The sequence below is a fragment of the Pseudomonas sp. StFLB209 genome (assembly GCF_000829415.1).
Taxonomy (GTDB): domain Bacteria; phylum Pseudomonadota; class Gammaproteobacteria; order Pseudomonadales; family Pseudomonadaceae; genus Aquipseudomonas.
Map to the genome: position 1 here is coordinate 1,016,171 of NZ_AP014637.1, position 21,330 is coordinate 1,037,500.

General features: G+C 60.4%; 17 protein-coding genes, 2 rRNA genes and 1 pseudogene (1 of these 20 running past the window's edge). 11 read left to right on the forward strand and 9 right to left on the reverse strand.

All coding sequences use genetic code 11. The features are described 5' to 3' along the window. Window positions 1-8: 8 nt before the first annotated feature. Complete coding sequence (locus PSCI_RS04725) at window positions 9-1,454, reverse strand: ATPase domain-containing protein (protein ID WP_045483455.1); 1,446 nt, start codon at window positions 1,452-1,454, stop codon at window positions 9-11. Window positions 1,455-1,880: 426 nt separating this feature from the next. Here PSCI_RS04725 and PSCI_RS04730 point away from each other — a divergent pair, with 426 nt between their 5' ends. After that, window positions 1,881-3,293: a sensor domain-containing diguanylate cyclase gene (locus PSCI_RS04730; RefSeq protein WP_052483353.1), complete on the forward strand. Its 1,413-nt coding sequence runs from the start codon at window positions 1,881-1,883 to the stop codon at window positions 3,291-3,293. Window positions 3,294-3,311: 18 nt separating this feature from the next. Here the strand turns inward: PSCI_RS04730 and PSCI_RS04735 are convergent, their stop codons facing one another. Next, the gene (locus PSCI_RS04735) at window positions 3,312-4,952 is read right to left on the reverse strand and encodes a methyl-accepting chemotaxis protein (RefSeq protein WP_045493841.1); all 1,641 of its coding nucleotides are present in this window, start codon (window positions 4,950-4,952) and stop codon (window positions 3,312-3,314) included. Window positions 4,953-5,164: 212 nt separating this feature from the next. On the opposite strand from PSCI_RS04735, the gene PSCI_RS04740 reads away from it, so the two are divergent. Beyond that, window positions 5,165-7,156, forward strand: coding sequence for an isoleucyl-tRNA synthetase (locus PSCI_RS04740; protein ID WP_045483458.1), 1,992 nt, complete (start codon window positions 5,165-5,167; stop codon window positions 7,154-7,156). Between the two features lie 74 nt (window positions 7,157-7,230). Continuing rightward, window positions 7,231-7,950: a phosphatidylcholine synthase gene (gene pcsA / locus PSCI_RS04745; RefSeq protein WP_045483461.1), complete on the forward strand. Its 720-nt coding sequence runs from the start codon at window positions 7,231-7,233 to the stop codon at window positions 7,948-7,950. Here pcsA and PSCI_RS04750 read toward each other — a convergent pair. After that, a complete protein-coding gene (locus PSCI_RS04750) occupies window positions 7,940-9,133 on the reverse strand; it encodes a sugar transporter (RefSeq protein WP_045483463.1) in 1,194 nt (397 codons plus the stop codon). The two genes, pcsA and PSCI_RS04750, sit on opposite strands and share 11 nt — an antisense overlap. Before the next feature lie 318 nt (window positions 9,134-9,451). On the opposite strand from PSCI_RS04750, the gene PSCI_RS04755 reads away from it, so the two are divergent. Next, window positions 9,452-9,877, forward strand: coding sequence for a universal stress protein (locus PSCI_RS04755; protein ID WP_045483465.1), 426 nt, complete (start codon window positions 9,452-9,454; stop codon window positions 9,875-9,877). 22 nt (window positions 9,878-9,899) lie between these two features. On the opposite strand, the gene PSCI_RS04760 is transcribed toward PSCI_RS04755, so the two are convergent. Next, window positions 9,900-10,271, reverse strand: a complete 372-nt coding sequence (locus PSCI_RS04760; protein WP_144403196.1) for a zinc ribbon domain-containing protein YjdM — start codon at window positions 10,269-10,271, stop codon at window positions 9,900-9,902. 119 nt (window positions 10,272-10,390) lie between these two features. Here PSCI_RS04760 and PSCI_RS04765 point away from each other — a divergent pair, with 119 nt between their 5' ends. The 3 genes and pseudogenes from PSCI_RS04765 (at window position 10,391) to PSCI_RS30115 (ending at window position 12,840) form a co-directional block, all read left to right on the forward strand. Continuing rightward, window positions 10,391-11,068: an HD domain-containing protein gene (locus PSCI_RS04765; protein ID WP_045483470.1), complete on the forward strand. Its 678-nt coding sequence runs from the start codon at window positions 10,391-10,393 to the stop codon at window positions 11,066-11,068. A gap of 98 nt (window positions 11,069-11,166) precedes the next feature. Continuing rightward, window positions 11,167-11,982 (forward strand): annotated as a pseudogene (locus tag PSCI_RS30110) (Tar ligand binding domain-containing protein); the annotation flags it as partial. Window positions 11,983-12,051: 69 nt separating this feature from the next. Next, entirely contained in the window at window positions 12,052-12,840 is a 789-nt protein-coding gene (locus PSCI_RS30115; protein WP_442965466.1) for a methyl-accepting chemotaxis protein, read from the forward strand. A gap of 157 nt (window positions 12,841-12,997) precedes the next feature. Here PSCI_RS30115 and can read toward each other — a convergent pair whose 3' ends face one another. Then, complete coding sequence (gene can, locus PSCI_RS04775) at window positions 12,998-13,636, reverse strand: carbonate dehydratase (protein ID WP_045483475.1); 639 nt, start codon at window positions 13,634-13,636, stop codon at window positions 12,998-13,000. A gap of 136 nt (window positions 13,637-13,772) precedes the next feature. Between can and PSCI_RS04780 the strand changes: the two genes are divergently transcribed. Continuing rightward, window positions 13,773-14,177 (forward strand): hypothetical protein, encoded by a 405-nt coding sequence (locus PSCI_RS04780; RefSeq protein ID WP_045483478.1) that lies wholly within the window; start codon window positions 13,773-13,775, stop codon window positions 14,175-14,177. Here the strand turns inward: PSCI_RS04780 and rimI are convergent, their stop codons facing one another. Together rimI and PSCI_RS04790 are read right to left on the reverse strand one after the other, a co-directional pair. Next, window positions 14,178-14,630, reverse strand: a complete 453-nt coding sequence (gene rimI / locus PSCI_RS04785) for a ribosomal protein S18-alanine N-acetyltransferase (protein WP_045483480.1) — start codon at window positions 14,628-14,630, stop codon at window positions 14,178-14,180. Beyond that, on the reverse strand, window positions 14,623-15,438 hold the full coding sequence (locus PSCI_RS04790) for a hypothetical protein (RefSeq protein WP_045493844.1): 816 nt from the start codon (window positions 15,436-15,438) through the stop codon (window positions 14,623-14,625). Before PSCI_RS04790 ends, rimI begins: the two co-directional genes overlap by 8 nt. Window positions 15,439-15,638: 200 nt before the next feature. On the opposite strand from PSCI_RS04790, the gene mksB reads away from it, so the two are divergent. From mksB to mksF, 3 genes are read left to right on the forward strand one after another with little or no spacing between them, the layout of a single operon-like run. Continuing rightward, a complete protein-coding gene (mksB, locus tag PSCI_RS04795; RefSeq protein WP_045483483.1) occupies window positions 15,639-16,916 on the forward strand; it encodes an Mks condensin complex protein MksB in 1,278 nt (425 codons plus the stop codon). Continuing rightward, a complete protein-coding gene (gene mksE, locus PSCI_RS04800; protein WP_045483486.1) occupies window positions 16,906-17,613 on the forward strand; it encodes an Mks condensin complex protein MksE in 708 nt (235 codons plus the stop codon). The genes mksB and mksE overlap by 11 nt, the downstream gene beginning before the upstream one ends. Further along, window positions 17,610-20,441: an Mks condensin complex protein MksF gene (mksF, locus tag PSCI_RS04805; protein ID WP_045483489.1), complete on the forward strand. Its 2,832-nt coding sequence runs from the start codon at window positions 17,610-17,612 to the stop codon at window positions 20,439-20,441. The genes mksE and mksF overlap by 4 nt, the downstream gene beginning before the upstream one ends. A 188-nt stretch (window positions 20,442-20,629) precedes the next feature. Here mksF and rrf read toward each other — a convergent pair. Further along, a 5S ribosomal RNA gene (gene rrf, locus PSCI_RS04810) occupies window positions 20,630-20,745 on the reverse strand. 133 nt (window positions 20,746-20,878) lie between these two features. Then, window positions 20,879-21,330: ribosomal RNA gene (locus PSCI_RS04815) — 23S ribosomal RNA — on the reverse strand; it runs 2,440 nt beyond the window's last position.

A 21,330-nucleotide genomic window follows, 5' to 3' on the forward strand; every position in this document is an offset into this window, starting at 1 on the left:
TCAATGAGTCATGGGCGAGATGACGGTTGTGAATCTGCACCGTTGTCGTCGTTGAATACATGAGAAAAAGCCTTGCGAACGTCTATGCCCTGATTACCTATCACCAGCTCGAGAAGCGCAGGATCATAAGCACTGTCCCTAACTTTAAGGATGGACAGGTGCCGTTTAAGTTCAGAGTCTGATTCTGCGAATCTGACCAGCAGCAGGTTATCGACAATTCCGGACAAATCCGAAGCCGGGGCATCGACCACTTCACCCAGGATACTGCGCACCTCCCAGGAAGCGATCACGGTGACGTTGCGGCTGCGCAGCTCTCCCATCAACGCCGTGTACAGATCGAGAATCCGCGATCGGTCTGCTGCCGTTCTGGCCATGCCACCAAGGCTGTCGATGAACACCCGGCGGATGGATTTCTGCTCGACCAAGCGCAGCAGTTCGAGGGCCAGTTTGTCGATCTTTTCCGTGGTGACCGAACGCCAGAGCAGTGTCAGTGCACCCTCAGCCTCCAGCGACGCGAAATCACGTCCCAGCGCTTTGGCTTTCAGCCGCAGGCGCTGGGGAGACTCGTAGAAACCGAAGTGCAGCCCCGGCTCTGCTACCGTGGACTCGGCCAGGAAGTTGATGCCTATAGACGTCTTGCCCGAGCCGGAAGGCCCCATGATCAGCGAGACCGAGGAGGACACCAGACCACCGCCGATGAGCGGGTCAAGCGAAGCCAGGCCACTGGGCACCAGCCCCAGCGTGTCGCTGTCACGCATGGCTGAATGAGTCACGGTGCTCTCAAGGCGCGGATAGACCACCAGGCCGTCATCGGTGATCTCGCACTCATGATCGCCGGCCAATGCCGCACTGCCGCGGGTTTTGCGCATCTTGATGCGGCGTACCAGCCGTGAGCCGAGCTGTTCTTCACCCAGTTCCAGCACGCCATCGACCATGGTGTGCTCCGGGCTGCCGTCGTCGAGTTGCGAGCTGGTCAGGAAGAATACCGTGCAGCCGGCAAAGGCGGCATGGCCCTGCAATTCGGAAATGAAACGCTTGGTATTGAGCGGCGAGTCGGCCTTGGAGCGGGCGTTGAGCAGGCCGTCGAGAATCATCACTGTCGATTTTTGCCGCGAGATTTCCCGCCGCAGCAGCTTCACGACTTCATCCAGACCTTCGTTTTCCATGGTGTCGAAGGCGCTGATGAACTGGATCTCTTCGCCGATCCGGTCTTTGTCGAAAAAGCTTAGGGTCGAAAGGAACTGGAACAAACGTTCATGAGGTTCGGCCAGCAGGGTCGCGAACAACACGCGCCCGCCGTCGCGCACGTGGTTGAAGCCAATCTGATTGGCCAGGATCGTCTTGCCCGATCCGGGGCGCCCCTGAATGATGTAGGAGGATCCTGAAACGAAGCCTCCCTTCAGCAGCTCATCAAGCCCTTCAATTCCGCTCTGAAGGCGTTTTAGCTGGTTCAAGATCTCTTTCTCCCGGTATTCGGCAACGCCGGCATGCTCGTTCAGAACACGCTCAAGTGACGCATTCTGGCTCTGTTATAAAAGCTTCTCAACCCTGAGCTCTTGTGATCTTTCAAGTCCGTGGTCGCGAACGACCTTTGATCTGGACAACAAACCAATTGAAAAGATCTTGAACGGTTACAGAAAATCCTTGTCGGGCCACGACTCAGAGTGACAGGGCACTTTAACGAGCACTGCTCGATGGCTGGCGGTCTGAACCGTCTTCACCCGGCGAAATAGCTCAATGCCATCAAGCAATTATTGGAGGCTGTCATGCACGGGCGGTAGGATAAGCCCTGGCAGCCATTAGTCAGCCGGTCATTTTTGACCGCAGGTCTTCAGGGAAAGGGGGCACTGTCATTTTTCAACCGGTTTTCAGGTGTCCCCATGCTAAATCCCACATTGACCCGCTGGGTGGCTACACAGCACAGCCGTCAGTTGATCCTGCGCCTGCTCCCGGCGATTGCGGCGCTGGCGCTGTTAATCGGCCTGGGTTGTTACTTGCTGATCAAAAACGCCCTGAGTCAGGATGCCGATGTCCAGCAGCGCTCGCGGGTGTTCATCGCACGCACCCTCGATCAGGTGCGCAATGAAGTGGGCCGCAACATCATCAACTACAGCAAGTGGGGCGAGGCCTATAAGAACCTGCACCTGAAAGTGGACAAGGTCTGGGCCGATGACCAGCGTAATGTCGGCGACATTCCGTTCGACCTGTATGGCTACAACGCGGTGCTGGTGGTCAACCCGCAGGACCAGACCGTCTACTCAGTGATTGATGGCAAGGCGTCCAACGTACAGGCCAGCCAGTGGCTGCAAGGCGACCTGGCCGCGCTGCTGGCCGATGCGCGGGCCACTGACAAGGAAGAAGGCAGTATTGTGCGGGCCATGCAGGTGGGCGATACCCCGGCGCTGGTGGCGGCGGCCGCTATCACGCCGGGCTGGGACCCGGCGATCCAGGCCACTACCGGGCCGCCATCCGTGATGATTTTCGCGACCCTGCTTGATCGCGACGAGCTGGCACATCTGAGCGAAACCTATGGTTTGCCCGCCATGACCCTGGCAGCCAGTGCGCTGCCCGGTCAGGAGTCGATGCGCCTGCCGGACTCAACGCTGCTGTTGCACTGGACGCCGCCCCATCCGGGTATGGACCTGCTGCGCCAGACCCTGCCGCTGTTCATCGCGGCGGTGCTGGCCCTGATCGGCGTGCTGACCGTGCTGCTACGCCACGCCCTGGCGTCGGCACGGCAGATTGATGCGCAGTTCGAGGCACTGCTGCGCAGTCAGGCCGAAGCCCGGCACCTTTCCCAACATGATTTTCTGACCGGCCTGCCCAATCGCTATCAGCTGACCCGCCACCTTGGTGATCTGCTGGAGCAGACGCCGGCTCGCCCGCTGGCCTTGCTGTATCTGGATCTGGACCGGTTCAAGCCGGTCAACGACGCGCTGGGCCATGCTGCTGGCGATCAGGTGCTGCAGGAAGTCGCGCATCGTTTGCAAGCGCAACTGGGCGAGCAAGCCATGGCTGCGCGACTGGGCGGGGACGAATTCGTGGTTGTGCTGCAGGGCAATCCGGCACCTGCCAGCCTCGATCAACTGTGCGCACGCCTGATAGGCACACTCAGCCAGCCGATCAGGGTGCAGGAGCGCGACGTGCTGATCGGCGCCAGCATCGGCATCGCTTTGGCCCCGCAACAGGCGCATACCGTCAGCGAACTGCTGCGCCTGGGCGACCAGGCGCTGTACCAGGCCAAAACCGCCGGGCGCAATACCTGGCGGATCTACACCGCAGAGCCTGGCTGACGCCTTTGGCTGTCTTGCTTAAAGCCGGAACTTGCCCACCAGGCCATTGAACGACACGGCCAGGCGCGACAATTCCTGACTTGAAGCGCTGGTCTGATTGGCACCTGCGGCGGTCTGGGTCGACAGGTCCTGGATATTGACAAGGTTACGGTCCACCTCACGAGCCACATGGGCCTGCTGTTCGGATGCCGTCGCAATCAACAGATTGCGATCGTTGATTTGCGCGATGCTCTGCGCGATGCGCTCCAGTGACTGACCGGTGGCCTGGGCCAGGGTCTGGGTCTCGCTGGCCAGGCTGCGACTGTTGCCCATGGCCCGCACGGCCTGGTCAGCGCTGCTCTGCACCGAGCCGATCATGGCTTCGATTTCACCGGTGGACGCCTGGGTACGCGCGGCCAGGGCGCGGACCTCGTCGGCGACCACGGCAAAACCGCGCCCCTGCTCGCCGGCACGGGCCGCTTCAATGGCCGCGTTGAGGGCCAGCAGGTTGGTCTGTTCGGCGATGCCGCGAATCACGTCCAGCACCTTGCCGATCTCGCGCACTTGCCCTGCCAGCTCTTCGACCTGGGTGGTGGAGCTGGAAATCTCGGCACTGACCGTATCGATGGCCTTGACCGCGTTGCGGGCCTGGTCGCGGCCACTGGCTGCTTCGTCACTGGTGAGCTTGGAGGCATCGGAGGTCGACATGGCATTGCGAGCCACCTCTTCAACGGCGGCAGTCATTTCGGTCACCGCGGTTGCCGCCAGCTGAATTTCATCGTTCTGACGGGTCAGGCCGCGGCTGCTTTCTTCTGTGACGGCATTGAGTTCTTCAGCGGCGGAAGCCAGTTGGTCGGCTGCGCTGGCAATCTGCTGGATGGTGCCTTTCAGACCGTTTTGCATATCGCCCAGGGCCGCGAGCAACTGACCGGCTTCGTCGCGACGGGTGCTGACAATGGGCTGGGTCAGGTCGCCACTGGCGACCCGTTGGGCACTGATCACAGCGCTGGAAATCGGTGCGCTGATGATCCGGCTGATGAATAGACCAAGAGCGAACGCGGCGATAAAAGCGATGGCGATACCGATATACAGGGTCAGCTTGGCCGAAGCCTCTTGCTGGGTGGCATCAGCCGCACCTTCACCGATCTGGCGGTTGTTCGATTCGACCATGATGGTCAATTCGTCGATGACTTTGACATAAGCACGGTGTACATCAGCATCGATGAACGCGCGGGCGGCTGCCAGGTCACCCGAACCGAGCAGGGTCACAGCGCGATCAACCAACGCCTGATAGGCCGGCCAGTCCTGCTCCATCTTGTCACCGGCTGCACGCTCGTCGTCGGCCAGCGGCGTGGCGCGATACTGGGCAAAGGCTTTTTCAGCTGCACTGCGGCTTTCACGCATCTTGCCGATGATTTCATCGCGAGCGCTTTGCGGCGCATTGGATGCATAGGCGGATACCAGGCGATACAAGTCGCGGCTCTGGGTGACCGCGCTGGTCTTGGTTTCGGCGGTCTTGGCCACCGAAATGAGGTTATTGGTGAACACCAGGCGCAGACTGTCGGACAGTTCGCCGATACCCCGGCTGCCTATCAGGCCCACCACAAGAGTAATCACGGCGCACAGCGCAAAGGACAGCAGCAGCTTGGTCGAGAGTTTCGCATCGTAGAACCAATTCATACGCAGAGCCTTCCAGAGATCATCAGGGTTGAACCAGGCACGGTTTGCCAAACGTGTGTTCATGACGCTATCGGCCACGTTCGATCAGCGTTGAGGGATGGACGAAGGTTTTTCTGCCGTACGGTCATCGGCGCAGAGGTTGGCGGTCGAGGAAATTTTCACACTGGCCGGGTTACCATGGCCGCCCATTCTGTAGAGAGCCATAAACCCGGATGTGCGCTGCAATCAATGCAACCTCTGCGTTACCCAGTGTTCTTGCAGGCCCGATCCTGCGTCGTCAGGAGAGCAATCGGCTAGTGTTGTGGCTGGTCGGTTCACGGCCGCTTGCACCAACCCTGCGGCTGATATTCAACGATGCTCAGGGCCAGCGGCAGCAGCACGACTATGCGCTGAACGACGAGCAGTGCCAGGTGATCGCCATTGGTCGCCATGCTTTCGTGCACCTGATTGACCTGCAGCTCGACAACCCGCTGCCGTGCGACGTGCAGATCGACTATGACCTGCTGCTCGACGAAGCACAGGCGTCGATAGCGAACTGGGCGCCACATTTGCTGTATGCCAGTGCAGCGCTGCCGAACTTCGTGATTCGCAGCCGGATCGATCACATGCTGCATGGCTCGTGCCGCAAACCGCACCATCCAGCCGCCGAAGGGCTGCTGTGTGCCGACCGCTTGCTGGCCGCCGGGCCCAGGCCGCAGGAGCGCCCGGCCCTGCTGATGATGAGTGGCGATCAGGTCTACGCCGACGACGTCGCAGGTCCCATGCTGCGTGCCATTCATGCCTTGATCCAGCGCCTGGAGCTGTTCGACGAACAGCTTGAGGGCGCGGTGGTGGACGACAGTATTCAGCTCTACGACCACCCGGCCAGCTATTACCGCCGCGCCGAGCTGCTGCCGGCACTCAAGAGCAACGAAACCCTGCGCGAACGCTTCTTTGGCGGGGTCAACAAGCCGGTGTTCACCAGCAGCAACGCCGATAACCATCTGGTGACCCTGGCCGAGATCATGGCCATGTACCTGCTGGTCTGGTCGCCGGTGCCCTGGACACTGATCGACATCAGCGCACCGCAACTCGATGAGCAGCGCCGCGAGCGTTATCGATATGAACAGGAACTGGTCGAAGGTTTCAGGCAAGGCCTGCAAGGCAGCGCACGGGTCATGGCTCATTTGCAGTGCCTGATGATCTTCGATGACCACGATGTCACTGACGACTGGAACCTGTCGGCCAGTTGGGAAGAAACTGCCTATGGCCACCCGTTTTCACGGCGCATCATCGGCAATGCGCTGGTCGGCTATCTGTTGTGTCAGGGTTGGGGCAATAACCCGGACGTCTTTACCGAGGCCACCGAACAGTTCCATGCCCTGAGCTGCCGCGCCATGAATAACGACGGCATGCTCGATAACCAGACGCTGGACGCGCTGATCGACAGTTTGCTGCGCTTTGAGCAATGGCATTACGTGTTGCCCACCGAGCCGGCGCTGGTGGTGCTCGACACCCGCACCCGGCGCTGGCGCAGCGAGTCGAATCTGGCTCAGCCTTCCGGGCTGCTCGATTGGGAGGCGCTGTGCGAGCTGCAGCAGGAGTTGATCGATCACAAGAGCGCGATCATCGTGTCACCGGCACCGGTGTTCGGGGTCAAGCTGATCGAGGCCATCCAGCGAATTTTCAGCTGGTGCGGCTACCCGTTGCTGGTCGATGCGGAAAACTGGATGGCCCACCGCGGCGCGGCCCAGGTGATCCTGAATATCTTTCGGCATTCACGCACGCCGGGCAATTACGTGATTCTGTCCGGCGATGTGCACTACTCGTTTGTCTACGAAATCCTGATCCGTCATCGCAAGGGCGCACCGCATATCTGGCAGATCACCAGCAGCGGGATCAAAAATGAATTCCCGCAGCGTCTGCTGGCTATATTCGACCGGCTCAACCGCTGGCTATACTCACCGCGTTCCCCACTGAACTGGTTCACCAAGCGGCGCTTGATGAAGGTCATTCCGCGCACGCCGGAACACAGCAAGGCCGGCGAACGGTTGTGGAACTCGGCAGGCCTCGGCCAAGTGTTCTTCAATGAGCAAGGGCAACCTACCCTGATCAACCAGCTCAATGCCGACGGCACCCCGCCGACCCGCTTCATGGAGCCGGATCAGGACCAGAAAGGTCTGGACCGTAGTTGGTTCAATGAACCCGGGCAAAGTCAGCGCTGAACCTTATGGCGCTTGGCCCGGTCGATAGCTCACTGGCCAGGGACTCCCTGGCATGGCTTCCTGGAGAACAGCAAGTGATATCCAACCCACGTATCGCCAGGCTCAATGCCTGGGGCGCCCACGGTTTCACTGCCACCGGCGTGGTTCTGGCGTTTCTGGCCACCATTGCACTGTTCGAGAATCAGCCCAAGGCCTGCCTGTTATGGCTGGGCGTGGCGCTGATCGTGGACGGCGTGGACGGCTCGCTGGCGCGCAAGCTCAATACCAGTTCGGTGCTGCCGCATTTCGACGGCTCTACCCTGGATCTGGTGATCGACTACCTGACCTACGTGTTTATCCCGGCGCTGTTCATCTACTGGTATATCCCGCTGCCCGATTACACCAAACTGCTGAGCACCTCGATCATCCTGGTGTCATCGCTGTTCTGCTTTTGCAACGTCGACATGAAAAGCAAGGACAACTACTTCCAGGGCTTTCCAGCCGCCTGGAACGTGGTCGCGCTGTGCCTGTTCATCCTGCCGATATCACCTTGGGCAACCTTCCTGACCATCGTCGCGCTGGCACTGCTGACTGTGACCCGGGTGAAGTTCCTGCACCCGTTCCGGGTGCGTCGCTTCATGCCGGTCAATATTGCCGTGACCACGGTATGGCTGGTGTGCAGCGGCTGGCTGATCATGACCCACCCCCATGAAAGCGCAGTGGTGATGGGGATATGGCTGCTGATGTCGGCTTATTTCCTGGGCGTGTGTATCTGGCGCACCTCGCTGGAATGGCTGGGGCGGCTCAAGGGCTAGCCTGCGGGTCCGGTTGCCTGGCGAAGCGGTAAGTGGCCGTACAACACAGCAACAACCCGACGCCAGCCAGTAGCCCGCCGACGATGCCAACATTGGCCACGCCCAACTGGCTGCTGACCACACTGCCCAGCAGCGCCCCACCACCGATGCCGATATTGAAGATGCCGGAAAACAGCGACATCGCCACATCGGTGGCATCCGGCGCCAGGTTCAGCACCCGAGCCTGCTGGAGCAGGCCGAAACACATCATCGCCACGCCCCACACCACGCCCAGTGCCGTAATCGCCGCGGTACTGCCCGATACCGGCAGCAAGAGCAGCAGGCACAGCGCAAGAACACTGATGGTGCCGATCAGCAGGCCATTGGGAAAGCGGCTGCTGAACAGGCTGAAGATGACCGAACCGATGACTCCGGCCCCACCGAACACCAAGAGCAACAACGTCGTCATTGCACCTGACAGGTGGGCGACGGTCTGGGTAAAAGGTTCGATGTAGGTGTAGGCAGTAAAATGCGCCGTGACCACCGTTGCGGTCAGCACATACAGCACGACCAGACGTGGACGCTTGAACAGCATCGGCAAGCTGCGCAACGAGCCGGAGTTCTGGCTGGGCAACAACGGCAAGGCGCGCCAGATCAGCAATAGCGTCAGGCCCGACACGCCTGCAATGACCAGAAATGTGGTGCGCCAGCCCAGCGCCTCGCCGAGCATGCGCCCCAACGGAATCCCCAGCACCATGGCCAGCGAAGTACCGGTGGCCAGCAAGCCCAGCGCCTGCACTTGCTTGCCTGGCGGCGCAACGCGCACTGCCAGCGATGCGGTGATCGACCAGAACACCGCATGGGCAAAGGCGATCCCGACCCGGCTGACCAGCAACATGCCAAAGCTGCTGGCAACGGCCGATACCAAGTGACTGAAGACAAATAACCCGAAGAGCGCAATCAATAGCTTGCGCCGCTCGATATTTCGGGTAAGCAGCATCATCGGCAGCGACATCAGCGACACCACCCAGGCGTAGATGGTCACCATCAGGCCGACTTGTGCAGGCGTCATAGCGAAGCTGTCGCCGATATTGCTCAACAGGCCGATGGGCACAAACTCAGTGGTGTTGAAGATAAAAGCTGCCAGCGCCAGCGCGATTACGCCAAGCCAGCTACCGCCATGAGCAGTCGTGGTTGTATTCATCAGGGATAGGCAACGCTCGATCAAAACGGCCAGGCACTGCGCCCGACACCATTACGTACAGTCCATACCCCTGCAACCAGGCAAGAAAAAACGCCACGCAGCACACCGCGCTCATGGCCTGCGCCAGAACGAAGCATGGAGGGGCGGATTCTTGTGGGTATGGAACAACAGCGGACAGCGCAAAGTCTACGTGCGCACAGGCATCATCACAACCGGCTCATCAATTGCGCTCGCCACAATGCATAGTTGCAGGTGACGGCATTTACCGACCGTGCGCCAGGCGGTCAGACTGCCCGCAGTCGAACGCTGGGAGTCTGCATGTTCACCACCATTCTGGTTGCCCTCGATGGCAGCACGCAAAGCATCAAGGTTCTTGAACTGGCCAGTTCGCTGACCGGTCCCGACACCACGCTGCATCTGGTGTGTGTAGTCGACCCGGCCTATGCGCTGGACAATCCCGACGATGCCTTTGAGCAGCAACAGTACCCCGCCGCTGCCGCTGAGCAGCATCACGCGCAAGACCTGATCGAGCAGGCCCGGCAACGGCTGGGCCTGGCCTGTGTGCGCACCACGCTGAGTGGCGAACCGGCCGAGGCCATTTGCGCCGAGGCACGACGCATCGGCAGCGACCTGATTGTCATCGGCCACCGCCACCTGTCATTTCTCGCACGGTTGCTTGACCCGTCGGTGGGCAGCAAGGTACTCGATGCTGCGCCCTGCCCGGTGCTGGTGGAGGTTCGTTAGCAGGCCGTTGGAAAACTACCTGTTAGGCCTTTTTGACGAACTCGGACTTGAGCTTCATTGCGCCGATACCGTCGATCTTGCAGTCGATGTCGTGATCACCCTCGACCAGGCGGATATTCTTGACCTTGGTGCCGACCTTGACCACCAGCGACGAGCCCTTGACCTTGAGGTCTTTGATCACAGTAACGGTGTCGCCGTCCTGCAGCACATTGCCGGTGGCGTCCTTGATGACTTTTACATCGTCAGCATCACCCCCATCCCCCTCGGCAGACCATTCATGGGCGCACTCCGGGCAGATCAGCAGGCTGCCATCTTCGTAGGTGTATTCGGAGTTGCATTTCGGGCAGGACGGTAAGCTCACAGCAGTTCTCGCATCAAAGGGTGGAAAAACCATGAAGTATAAAGGGTTTTTACCGCCTTCGGGAAAAGCACGGCCTTTTGCCGCACCGGCCTTGCACTGCACCACGGCCTGGCGGCAAGCTAGAGCGCGGATCCGATCGCAGGAGCGCCGTGATGCCTGACCATCTTTTCGAGCCTTTCCAGGACCTGGCCAGCCTGTTGCTGCCGCATACCCGTGCAGGCCGCAGCGACGCGGCCCATGATCTCTCACATCTGTTGCGGGTCTGGCGCAACGTCTGCGCGATTCGCAATCATGAAGGCGGCGACCCGCACATTCTGGTGGCAGCTACCTTGCTGCACGATTGTGTCGAGGTGGAGAAAAACTCGCCGTTTCGCAGCAGCGCCTCGCGTCTGGCGGCGGCCAGAGCCAGTGAACTGTTGACCGAAAAAGGCTGGGACGAGCAGCGTGTCGCGGCCGTCGCCCATGTGATCGAAGCCCACAGCTTTTCTGCCGGCATTGCGCCACAGACCCTGGAAGCGCAGATACTGCAAGACGCCGACCGCCTCGATGCGCTGGGCATGGTCGGCGTGGCGCGGATGTTTCATGTCTCAGGCCGGCTGGGCAGCCGCCTTTACGATCCCTTCGACCCGCAGGCCGGGCAGCGGCCCCTGGACGATCAGCAGTACGCCATTGATCACTTTCAAACCAAGCTGCTGCATTTGGCCAAAGGCTTCCAGACCGCCACCGGGGCCCGAATGGCCAATGTTCGTCATGCCCGGATGCAGCGCTTCCTGGAGGAACTGCTCGAAGAGATCGGCGCACAACCGCCCGTCGCAAAATCAGATTTTTGACGTCAAACAAAGACTTAGTGCTATCGATGTCACAAAGACATCATCAAACAGCCTTATAAACGGACAGCTCTACAAATCCGCTGATAGGGGTCTGCGCTGTGAAAAAATTCCTGGCTCGTGTATTTCGTCGCTCCTCGAAGACGACGTTGCTGCGCCGTTTCAGGATTACCCCCAGGCTGGTGCTGTGCCTGGGTTTTTCGTCGGTGTTGACCGTCGCCCTCGGCGCGTTTTGCCTGCTGCAGATGCAGGCCATCCGTAATCAGGGCGAAGCGGTGCAAAGCGGCTCCCTGCCCAGTATTGCCATGGCCGACGCGCTGGCCATTGCACTGGTCAAACTGCGCGCCGAATCAGCGCGGCTGGTGGCCAATGCCGACGATCCCGGCGCAGTGATCAACAGCAAGATCAACGTCGAGCAGCTCAGGAATGAGGTCGAAAAGGGCTTCGAAGAGTATCTGGCACATGCCAAGCCGGTGGCCGAACGGGACTCGATCAAGGCCCTGCAAGACGCTTACAAGGCGTTCATGCCCGCCCTGCACGACCAGATGGGGCTGATTGAGCAACGTAACCTGCCCCAGGCAAGAATGCTGGCCGACACGACCCTGGCGATTCAGGGCGACCTGATGGACATGCAGGTGCAACTGCTGCGTGAACTCAACCGCCAGAGCGCGGCGGTGGCGGTACAGATTGCCGATGAAAGCTACGCCCAGACGCGCATCATCGCCTTGGTGGCGATTGCCGGCGTGCTGCTTTTGACCTTGCTGCTGGCCTGGCGCCTGAGCGTGAGTATCATCCAGCCCATGCGCGATGCGTTGCATATCGCCAATACCATTGCCGAGGGCGACCTGACCGAACACGATATCGCCCCCGGCACCGACGAGCCGGCACAACTGCTCCATACGCTGGAACGCATGCGCAGTAACCTGCACAGCACCATTGACCAGATATACGCCGCAGCCGGTCAGTTGTCCGAGGCGGTACAGGAAATGGGCAGCATCGCCGAAGCCAGCGCCAGCAACCTCAAGCTGCAAAATACCGAGATCGAACAGGCTGCGGTGGCAATCAACCAAATGAGCCAGGCGGCGGTCGAGGTGGCCGATAACGCCAGCACTACCGTGAACGAGTCGCAAGCCTCCAGCCAGGCGGCGGCTCAGGGGCAGGAACGGTTGTCGGCGACCATCGTGTCGATCAAGGACCTGACCGACAACGTGCTGGACTCCTCACACCAGGCAGAAGGTCTGGCCGAACAGACCCAGAGCATCAGCAGTATCCTGGATGTGATCCGTGCGATCGCCAACCAGACCAACCTGCTGGCCCTCAACGCCGCCATTGAAGCGGCGCGGGCCGGCGAGGCCGGGCGCGGATTTGCCGTAGTGGCCGATGAAGTACGCTCACTGGCGCAACGTACCAGCGCATCGACCACCGAGATCGAGAACTTGATCAGCGGCGTACAAAAAAGCACTCAGGACACCGCTAACTCACTGCGCCATACCGCCACCCAGGCCAACCAGACCCTGGAACAGGCGGCCGCCACCGGTGAGGCACTGACAGTAATCATCAGTTCGACCACCACCATCAACGGTCGCAATCTGCAGATTGCCAGCGCAGCCGAACAGCAGGCCCAAGTGGCCAATGAAGTGGACCGCAACCTCAACAGCATCCGCGACCTGTCGACCCAGACCGCTTCAGGGGCCAGACAGACAACCGTGGCCAGCAATGAGTTGTCGATGCTGGCCAATGATCTGAATAGCATGGTGCAGCGGTTCGTGTTGTAACGGTACGGGTCAGGCGCCAGCAATGTGTTGTCTGGCCTGGCGCCCTCACAACCAAGACGGAGCGCCGCCCGGTCGTTCCCACCTCAATCCTGACTTGAAATACGGTGGGAACGAGCTCGCTCGTGAAGGCTTTGGGAGCCGCTTTAGCCGCAAACGGTCAAAGCGGGCGCAGGCGGTACTGTGGCGGCAACTGGTCCATGCCGCTGACGGTCGCATTCAGACTCTTCCAGCGGCCGTCCTTGATCCCGTAAATGCAGCCATGCACCGACAGGCTCTGGCCGCGGTGCCAGGCATTCTGCACGATAGTCGTGTGGCTGACGTTGGCCACCTGCTGGATCACATTGAGCTCACACAGACGGTCGACGCGCTCTTCTTCGGTGGTCAGCTTGCTCAGCGCTTCGCGGTTCTCGTAGTACAGGTCACGGATCGAGCGCAGCCAGCCGTCGATAAGCCCGTACTGCTGGTCCTGCATCGAGGCGCGTACGCCGCCGCAGCCGTAGTGACCGGTGACCAGAATGTGTTTGACCTTCAGGACATCCACTGCGTACTGGATGACCGACAGGCAGTTCAGGTCGGTGTGCAGGACCACGTTGGCCACGTTGCGGTGCACGAATAGATCGCCCGGCAGCATGCCGACGATCTCGTTGGCCGGCACCCGGGCATCGGAACAGCCGATCCACAGGTATTCGGGAGTCTGCTGGCGAGCCAGCTTGGCAAAGAAGTCAGGGTCTTCCTGCTTGATTGCCTCGGCCCAGCGTTCGTTGTTGTCGATCAATTCTTGTAGTGCGTAGGTCACGGCTCGATACCTCAGAGATGATGCTCAAGGTTTGACTGGCGCAATCGACGCCGGGTCACGGCACCGGTCGATTGGAAGGAATCTTCTACCCGCGGGCCGGTCCACCCTGCATACCCCGCATCAAGAGGATTGTGCCATGAGCGAGCAACGCCGACCGTTTCACGCCGAACAACCGGAGCCCATCGACGACATTCAGGACCGCATGGGCTCAATGGAAACCCTCGACTTCGATGACGACGACACGGCACGTATTGGCGACGAACTGCCCGGGGCAGAGCGGCAGCAGGCGCTTCCCGAGCGCCGGGTACGTGAAGCGGGCCTGACCGGGGCCTCGACCACTGATCATCACCCGACCGACGATGACCTGGCGCCAGAGGTGTTGATCCGCGAAGACGGCGCCCGGTCGCCAGCGGAGCTCGGTGCAGACCGCCCCGCCGACTTTGAACTGAGCGTAGCTGACCAGGCCGACATCGGCGCCGGCCACGGGCTGGATGAAGAGGAGCTGGCGAATCTGGACCCGCTCGACGGCAAGCGCGAGTGATCAGTCCAGCAAGGTGCAGGCCATGACCACCGCGTCTTCACGCCCGTCAGCAGACGGGTAGTAGTCGCGACGACGACCGACCTCGTTGAACCCGTATTGCTCATAGAGCCGGTAAGCGGGTCGGTTGCTGTCGCGCAACTCCAGAAAGCACTCTCTGCCGTTGAGCTGGTAAGCGCGCTTCATCAGATGATCGAGCAACCGGTAGCCCAGGCCTCGGCCCTGATTTTCCGGCTTGACCGTGATGTTGAGCAGATGCGCTTCATCAATGATGACCTGGATGACGCCATGGCCAACCTGTTGTGCACCGTCGAACATCAGCCAGACTTCATAGGACTTGAGGGCATCGAGGAAGATGCCACGGGTCCAGGGATGACTGAACGCTGCGTATTCGATCTTCAATACCGCATCCAGGTCTGCCTCGGCCATGCGGCGAAAGGTAATTGCATCACTCATTGATCGTATTCCAGCGCGTCATCAGACGCCGCATTGCCTGCCAGACGTCAGCCTTGCGCTGCGGCTCGTCCATCAACAATTCAAGGCTTGGCAGCGCCCAGGCCGAACCCAGGCCTTCGACCTGAAGCTCACGATAAAACGCCTCGCCATCGGCCTCACCGGCAAAACGCACCGCCGGCAAGCCAATCAGCCACAGGCAGGCGCAAGGCTGGTCTTCCAGCCGTGCGGCGACGAACCCTTGAACGAAATCCCGCGCAGCTTCCGGGCCCTGGTCCATTTGCCCCCGTACCAGCAACGGCCAGCGCACCGGCTCGCCAATGATTTGCGGGCTGTCGGGCAAGCCGGCCGCACGCAGCATGTCCTTGAGCAGCAGATAGGATGGGTCGCGGCTCTGGAACGGCTGGCCGGTGGATAACTCGACCAATAGCAGGCAATGCCCGGCGCGCAATAATTGCAGGGCAAAACGCGGTGGTGGAACCACTGGAGCCCTGGGCGCTGGGACAGACTCGACGTCATCCTTGCTGGCCAGCGGTTTGGGCGAGGCTTTAGGAGCTGACGATGAGGGTCGCGGGACTTCAATCTTCGGCCGCTCGGACGGCTGGCGGGCCTGGGGCGCTGTTACGGGCACAGCGTTGTCCGATACTGCAGCATTTGGCGCCCTTACCGGTGCCGCAGCCGGCTCTGGCTCAGGCTGCCACTCCAGCAGCTGCGGCCGCGAAGGCGCGGCGAAAGGCAGTTCGGTGCGCGGCAGCCAGCTCACCACTTGCATGGCGCTCAGATAGTCGCGACGACGAGACTCGTTCAGCAAAAGATCGGCCACTTGTGGATAAGTCAGGCGCGCAAGTTTAGGGACTCTGGAAGTTTACTGCCAGTGCTGTTCCACCCACCGTTCATCCGCTTGGCCGCAGATTGCCGTGTTCCGGCGCAAGGTTGATCTGCCGGGGTGAAACCTTGCAGTGTTGATGCAGTACAATCGGCGCCTTTCATTTGCCAACGGTCGAGCTTTTCATGATCGAACCCAAGCGAGTCCTGCGCGCCCTGGCCGAACACTGGTCGCTGCTCGAGCCTCTTTGCGAGCATTTCGACCAGGGCACCATGAGCCTGAGCGAGCTGCGCCAGCAACTGGCAGGCCAGCAGCAGGAAAGCACCCCGCAAGATATTACCCACCTGCTGGACGTCTGGATTCGCCTGGACATCCTGGTGCCGGTCGCCAAAAGCCCGAACCGCTTCGAACTCAACGCACAGATTCATGACTTCATGTCTTACCTGCGCCGCGAGCACCGGTTGGGCCTGTGCCTGGAAATAGAAGCTTATCTACGCCACCTGGAGCGTCTGGCCGGACACATCCAGGATGCTTTCGACATCCGCGATGCCAACGACCTGGCTCGCCAGTTGCGGCTGCTCGACATGCGCGTGCGCGACGTGCTGAAAAAGCTCGGTAACGACGAGCAGGCACTGGTGGCCGTGGCCGAGCGGGCCAAGACCAGCGACCGGCAGATTCCGCTGCGTCAGCGCTATGCCGAGGTACTGGCGACCTGGGACGAATACGTCGAGCCGATGATCCAGCTGGTCGCGGCCGATGGCGCGTTCGAACAGGGCGTGCGCAAGGTCGAGAAGGTGCTGTTGCGCCTGCTCACCGAACAGCAACGCCTCGGCCATCTGGTGGACGACGACATGCTGCTGCGCACCCATGCGCGCATTCTGGAGATGCAGACCAACGCGCAACTGACTCTGCGCCATGCCCGCGAACTGCTACTGCCGCTGCGCGAAGAAGCGCGTCGGCACAATGCGGTGACCCGTGGCGCCGCGCTGGCCCTGGCGGCCATCCGGCGTAAAGGTATCGATGCCGTACCGCAGGCGGCCATGCCGATGTTTACCCGGCCGCAAAGCACCTTTCTCGGCAGTGCCAGCCAGGTTGAAGCCTATGTTTATGCCTTGGCACGCTTCGAACCCAAACCTGCGAAGTTTCCCAAGGCCAGCAGCACCCGCAAGGGTGAACCACCTCGGGCACCGCGCACGGTCAAGGAAATGCTGGAGCGCTGTGAAAGCGCCCTGCCGCTGCCGGACCTTATGAACTGGCTGCTGGAACAGGAGCCCGATGGCGCGACCGACGAACTGCTGTACTGGTTCTCCCGCCTGTCGCGCGACAAACGCTTTGCACGCCAGCGCCTGGAGCGCCGCGAGTATTTCACCCAGGAGCATCGCGTCAGCCTGCGCTCCTTCGCCCTGCTGTCTGCCAACGGCGAGCAGCCAGAGAATTCCGAGAGCGTCACTCATGCATCTTGATCTGTCTGAAATGTCCCAACTGGCTCCGATCTTTCGCGAGCTGTTCAAGGGTTACCACATCAGCCGCCGCGACCCGGAGCTGTATGCCCAGTTGTCCAATGCTCAGGACCAGTACCGCACGCTGTTCAAGGCGCTGGGCTTCGAGCTGGTCTGCGACACTCGCGGCTTCTATTACTTCGTGCCTGAACAGGCTGCCGCGCAGGTCAACAAGACCGCCCAGCGTCTGGCGCTGTTCACCTTCATTCTGGTCGAGCATCTGGCCGACCAGGGCCGCGACCCGATGAACGTGCTCGATGGCGGCAGCCTGGGCCGTGATGAACTGCCTTCGTTGCTGGACAAGTACCGCGACCTGTTTCTGCAGGCCGAAGTACAGACCCAGGAAGAACTTGAAGAAAAGATCATGCGGCGCATGACGCAACTGGGTTTTGCCAACGAAGAACTGGGCATCTATCGCTTCCTGCCGCCGATGCACCGCTTCCTCGATGTGTGCCTGTCGGTGCAGCAAGACCGCGACCTGGCCGCCACGCTGCATAGCGACCTGCCGCTGCCGACGCCGATCCTGGTCGACGATGACAGTGACGAGAAGCTGCTGCACACCGACGACCCGCTGGACCTTGCTCCGTTTGATGAGCAGGAAACCGAGGAGCAGGCGCTGGCCCGCGCCATTGCCGAAGAACAACAGGAGATCAATGCATGAGCCAGGAACGCTACGGCATCCGCCGCTTTGCCCTGCTCAATACGGCAGGCTACAGCCTGGGGCTGTTCCCGCTGGAACATCCGCTGTCGGTCTATGGCGCCAATAACCTGGGCAAAAGTGCGTCGATCAACGCGTTGCAGTTCCCGATTCTGGCGCGCATGTCAGACATGAGTTTCGGCCGCTACAACCTGGAACAATCGCGGCGCTTCTACTTTGCCTCGGACACCAGTTACATTTTGGTCGAAGTATCACTGCCCCATGGACCGCATGTGATCGGCGTGGTAGGTCGCGGCCCGGGCGGCGGCTTCGGTCACCAGTTCTTCGCCTATGCCGGCAGCCTCGACCTGGCCCATTACCAGAAAAACGACACCTGCCTGCGTCAGAAAGAGCTGTTCAACAACCTTGAAAGCCATGGGCTGAAAGCCTACGAACTCAAGCCCGACGAGCTGCGCCGGCTACTGGTCGGCGGTCATACGTCGATTCCGCTGGACCTGACCCTGATTCCGCTGCGCTCGACCAGCGAACAGAGCCTGAAGACCTTCCGCGCCCTGTTCATCAACCTGCTGCACATGCGCGAGATCACTGCGGCGAAACTCAAGCAGTTGTTCCTCGATGCGTTCGAGCACAGCCTGCGCTCCGGCAACGTGGACTATATCGCCGCCTGTGAAGAAGCCTTCCGCGATGTACGACGCATGGAGCAGGACTATAACTCGCTGGTCCAGGCCGGCCCGCTGGTCGAGGCCTTGGCCAATGGCGTGCGTCAGCGTGATGCCCTGCGCGGCAAGCTGCATCGCCTGTCGCCGCTGCTCGACTCGCTGCTCGGCACCTGGTCGGATTATTCCGGGGCACGCAAGGAAGAACTGGTCATCCAGGCTGAGCACTACCGTGCCCAGCAAGACGTCATGCAGAACGACCAGCGCAACAGCACTCAGGAACTGATGCGGCTGGAACGTGAGATCAGCAGCATCCAGCGCTGGCTGGGTGAGTTGTCAGTGCTCAAGAACCGCTTCGCACTGGTCGAGGACGCCAAGGTGCTGGAGCAGCAGTTGCTTGCAGCCAAGGATGCCCACGACGAACTGGCCGGCGCCCTGGCGCAGTCGCGGCAGTTCAGCGCCGAGGATCTGGAAGAGCGACTGAGGGATCTGGAAAAACGCCTCAAGTCGGTCAAGCAGCAACTCGACCATGCGGACAACAACAGCTATGCGCGTCTGCGTGAAGAGTTCTCGCAACCGGATGTCGAACGCTTGATGCGTCTTTTCAATGGCGCGCTGTTCAGCCTGCCGCTGGGCGAGCAAGGCATCGCCATAGACGACGGTGATGCATGGGTCAAATCGCTGGAAGCCTTGCTTGATGGCTTCAAGGGCGAGCAATTCGAAGTACCGGGCCTGTCGATCAACCTGTCGAGCATCGAGCCACCGGCCTTGCAGGCGCTGGCCGACCGCGCTGCATTGCGTGATCAGAAAGACCGCCTGGAAAAAGAACTCAAGCAGCTCAAGACCCAGCAGTCCGTGGCAGCCGACCGCACCGCCAGCAAGAGTCAGACCGAAGCCCTCTATCAACAGGTGCTTGATGCACAAAAGGCTCTGGAAGATTTCCGCCGCAGCCAGACCCTGAGTGCTGAAGAACCGGGCAAGCTCGAAGAACTGGCGCAGATGGAAGCCGCTCAGGACGAGCTCAAGCGCTCCAGCGATGCCTTTACCGAACGAGTCCAGCAGTTGTCGGCCAAGCTGCAACTGGTGGCACGCCAGATCGGCGATCTGGAGGCCAAGCAACGCACCCTCGATGACGCGCTGCGTCGCCGGCAGTTGCTACCAGCCGACTTGCCGCTGGGCACCCCGTTCATGGAAGCGGTCGACGACTCGATGGACAACCTGTTGCCGCTGCTCAACGACTATCAAGACAGCTGGCAGGCACTGCTGCGCTGTGACGGTCAGATCGATGCGCTGTATGCCCAGGTGCGCCTGAAGGGCGTGGCCAAGTTCGACAGTGAAGAAGACGTCGAACGTCGTCTGCAGTTGTTGATCAATGCTTATGCCCACCGTAGCGACGAAGCCCTGACGCTGGGCAAGGCGCGCCGGGCGGCTGTTACCGATATTGCCCGGACCCTGCGCAATATCCGTAGCGACTACGAGAGCCTGGAACACCAGTTGGCACTGTTCAACCGCGAGATCAACCGCCGACAGGTTTCCAACCTGGCAAGCTTCCGGATCGTGCTGGCACCGAACAAGGAGGCGCTCAAGCACATCGACCAGATTATCCACAGCGCCGGCCAGTACGAAGAAGGCGAGACCCTGTCGGTATTCGACCTGAGTCAGAGTGCCGAGCAGGATCACAAGAACGAAGAGGCCAAGGAGTATCTGGCGCGGCTAGTGGCAGCGAACCATAACCAGCTGGGCCTGAAGGACCTGTTTGAACTGGCGTTCGAGATCACCAAGGTCAACGGCCAGCCGGTAATCCACACCGACATCGACGGTGCGGCCTCGAACGGCACGACCATGACCATCAAGGCACTGACCAACATGTACTTGTTGCTGCACTTGATGGACCGCGACCTGGCTGGCCGGGTGCGGCTGCCTTACTACCTGGATGAAGCAGCAGATATCGACGAGAAGAACCAGTCGGCACTGCTGGAAACCAGCCAGCAACTGGGCTTTGTGCCGATTCTGGCGAGTGTGAAGCCTCAGGTATCAGCGCATGTGGCCATTGACCTGGAAGGCGGTAGCGGGCCGAACGGTATCTATATCGATGAGGCAGACTGGAAGTACATTCAACGCCGGGAAGAGCCTGTGAAGGCTGAAGCGGTGGTGGAAGCAGAAGCAGTGCTCTGAGGTTTGGAGTGTTGCCGGGACCGCCCTTCGGGGCGGTCTTTTTTTGTCTGCAGGATCGGCCGGGCGGCGATCCGTTTCAGCCGCAAACAGCTTCGCGAGCAAGCTCGCTCCCCCATGCATACGGCATGTTTTCCGCGCGCAAAAGCAAAACCCCTGATCGCAGAGCGATCAGGGGTTCTGTGTTTGAATCTTGACGATGACCTACTCTCACATGGGGAAGCCCCACACTACCATCGGAGATGTATCGTTTCACTACTGAGTTCGGGATGGGATCAGGTGGTTCCAACACTCTATGGTCGTCAAGAAATTCGGTAGCCAGTGCGTTTTCACACGCTGGCAAATTCGGTTATGTGAACATTTTTCGGCGTTTGTTGATCAGCTTTCGGCTGTATCGTCTTCACACACCGCCACTGCTGTGCAGATGGCTTGGGTGTTATATGGTCAAGCCTCACGGGCAATTAGTATGGGTTAGCTCAACGCCTCACAGCGCTTACACACCCCACCTATCAACGTCGTAGTCTTCGACGGCCCTTTAGGGGATTCAAGATCCCAGTGAGATCTCATCTTGAGGCAAGTTTCCCGCTTAGATGCTTTCAGCGGTTATCTTTTCCGAACATAGCTACCCGGCAATGCCACTGGCGTGACAACCGGAACACCAGAGGTTCGTCCACTCCGGTCCTCTCGTACTAGGAGCAGCCCCTCTCAAATCTCAAACGTCCACGGCAGATAGGGACCGAACTGTCTCACGACGTTCTAAACCCAGCTCGCGTACCACTTTAAATGGCGAACAGCCATACCCTTGGGACCGGCTTCAGCCCCAGGATGTGATGAGCCGACATCGAGGTGCCAAACACCGCCGTCGATATGAACTCTTGGGCGGTATCAGCCT

Coding starts and splice junctions, on each gene's coding strand:
- PSCI_RS04730 (WP_052483353.1), top strand. CDS start 1,881: ATGCTAAATCCCACATTGACCCGCTGGGTGGCTACACAGCACAGCCGT.
- PSCI_RS04735 (WP_045493841.1), bottom strand. CDS start 4,952: ATGAATTGGTTCTACGATGCGAAACTCTCGACCAAGCTGCTGCTGTCC.
- PSCI_RS04740 (WP_045483458.1), top strand. CDS start 5,165: ATGTGCGCTGCAATCAATGCAACCTCTGCGTTACCCAGTGTTCTTGCA.
- PSCI_RS04750 (WP_045483463.1), bottom strand. CDS start 9,133: ATGAATACAACCACGACTGCTCATGGCGGTAGCTGGCTTGGCGTAATC.
- PSCI_RS04755 (WP_045483465.1), top strand. CDS start 9,452: ATGTTCACCACCATTCTGGTTGCCCTCGATGGCAGCACGCAAAGCATC.
- PSCI_RS04760 (WP_144403196.1), bottom strand. CDS start 10,271: ATGGTTTTTCCACCCTTTGATGCGAGAACTGCTGTGAGCTTACCGTCC.
- PSCI_RS04765 (WP_045483470.1), top strand. CDS start 10,391: ATGCCTGACCATCTTTTCGAGCCTTTCCAGGACCTGGCCAGCCTGTTG.
- PSCI_RS30115 (WP_442965466.1), top strand. CDS start 12,052: ATGGGCAGCATCGCCGAAGCCAGCGCCAGCAACCTCAAGCTGCAAAAT.
- PSCI_RS04780 (WP_045483478.1), top strand. CDS start 13,773: ATGAGCGAGCAACGCCGACCGTTTCACGCCGAACAACCGGAGCCCATC.
- rimI (WP_045483480.1), bottom strand. CDS start 14,630: ATGAGTGATGCAATTACCTTTCGCCGCATGGCCGAGGCAGACCTGGAT.
- mksB (WP_045483483.1), top strand. CDS start 15,639: ATGATCGAACCCAAGCGAGTCCTGCGCGCCCTGGCCGAACACTGGTCG.
- mksE (WP_045483486.1), top strand. CDS start 16,906: ATGCATCTTGATCTGTCTGAAATGTCCCAACTGGCTCCGATCTTTCGC.
- mksF (WP_045483489.1), top strand. CDS start 17,610: ATGAGCCAGGAACGCTACGGCATCCGCCGCTTTGCCCTGCTCAATACG.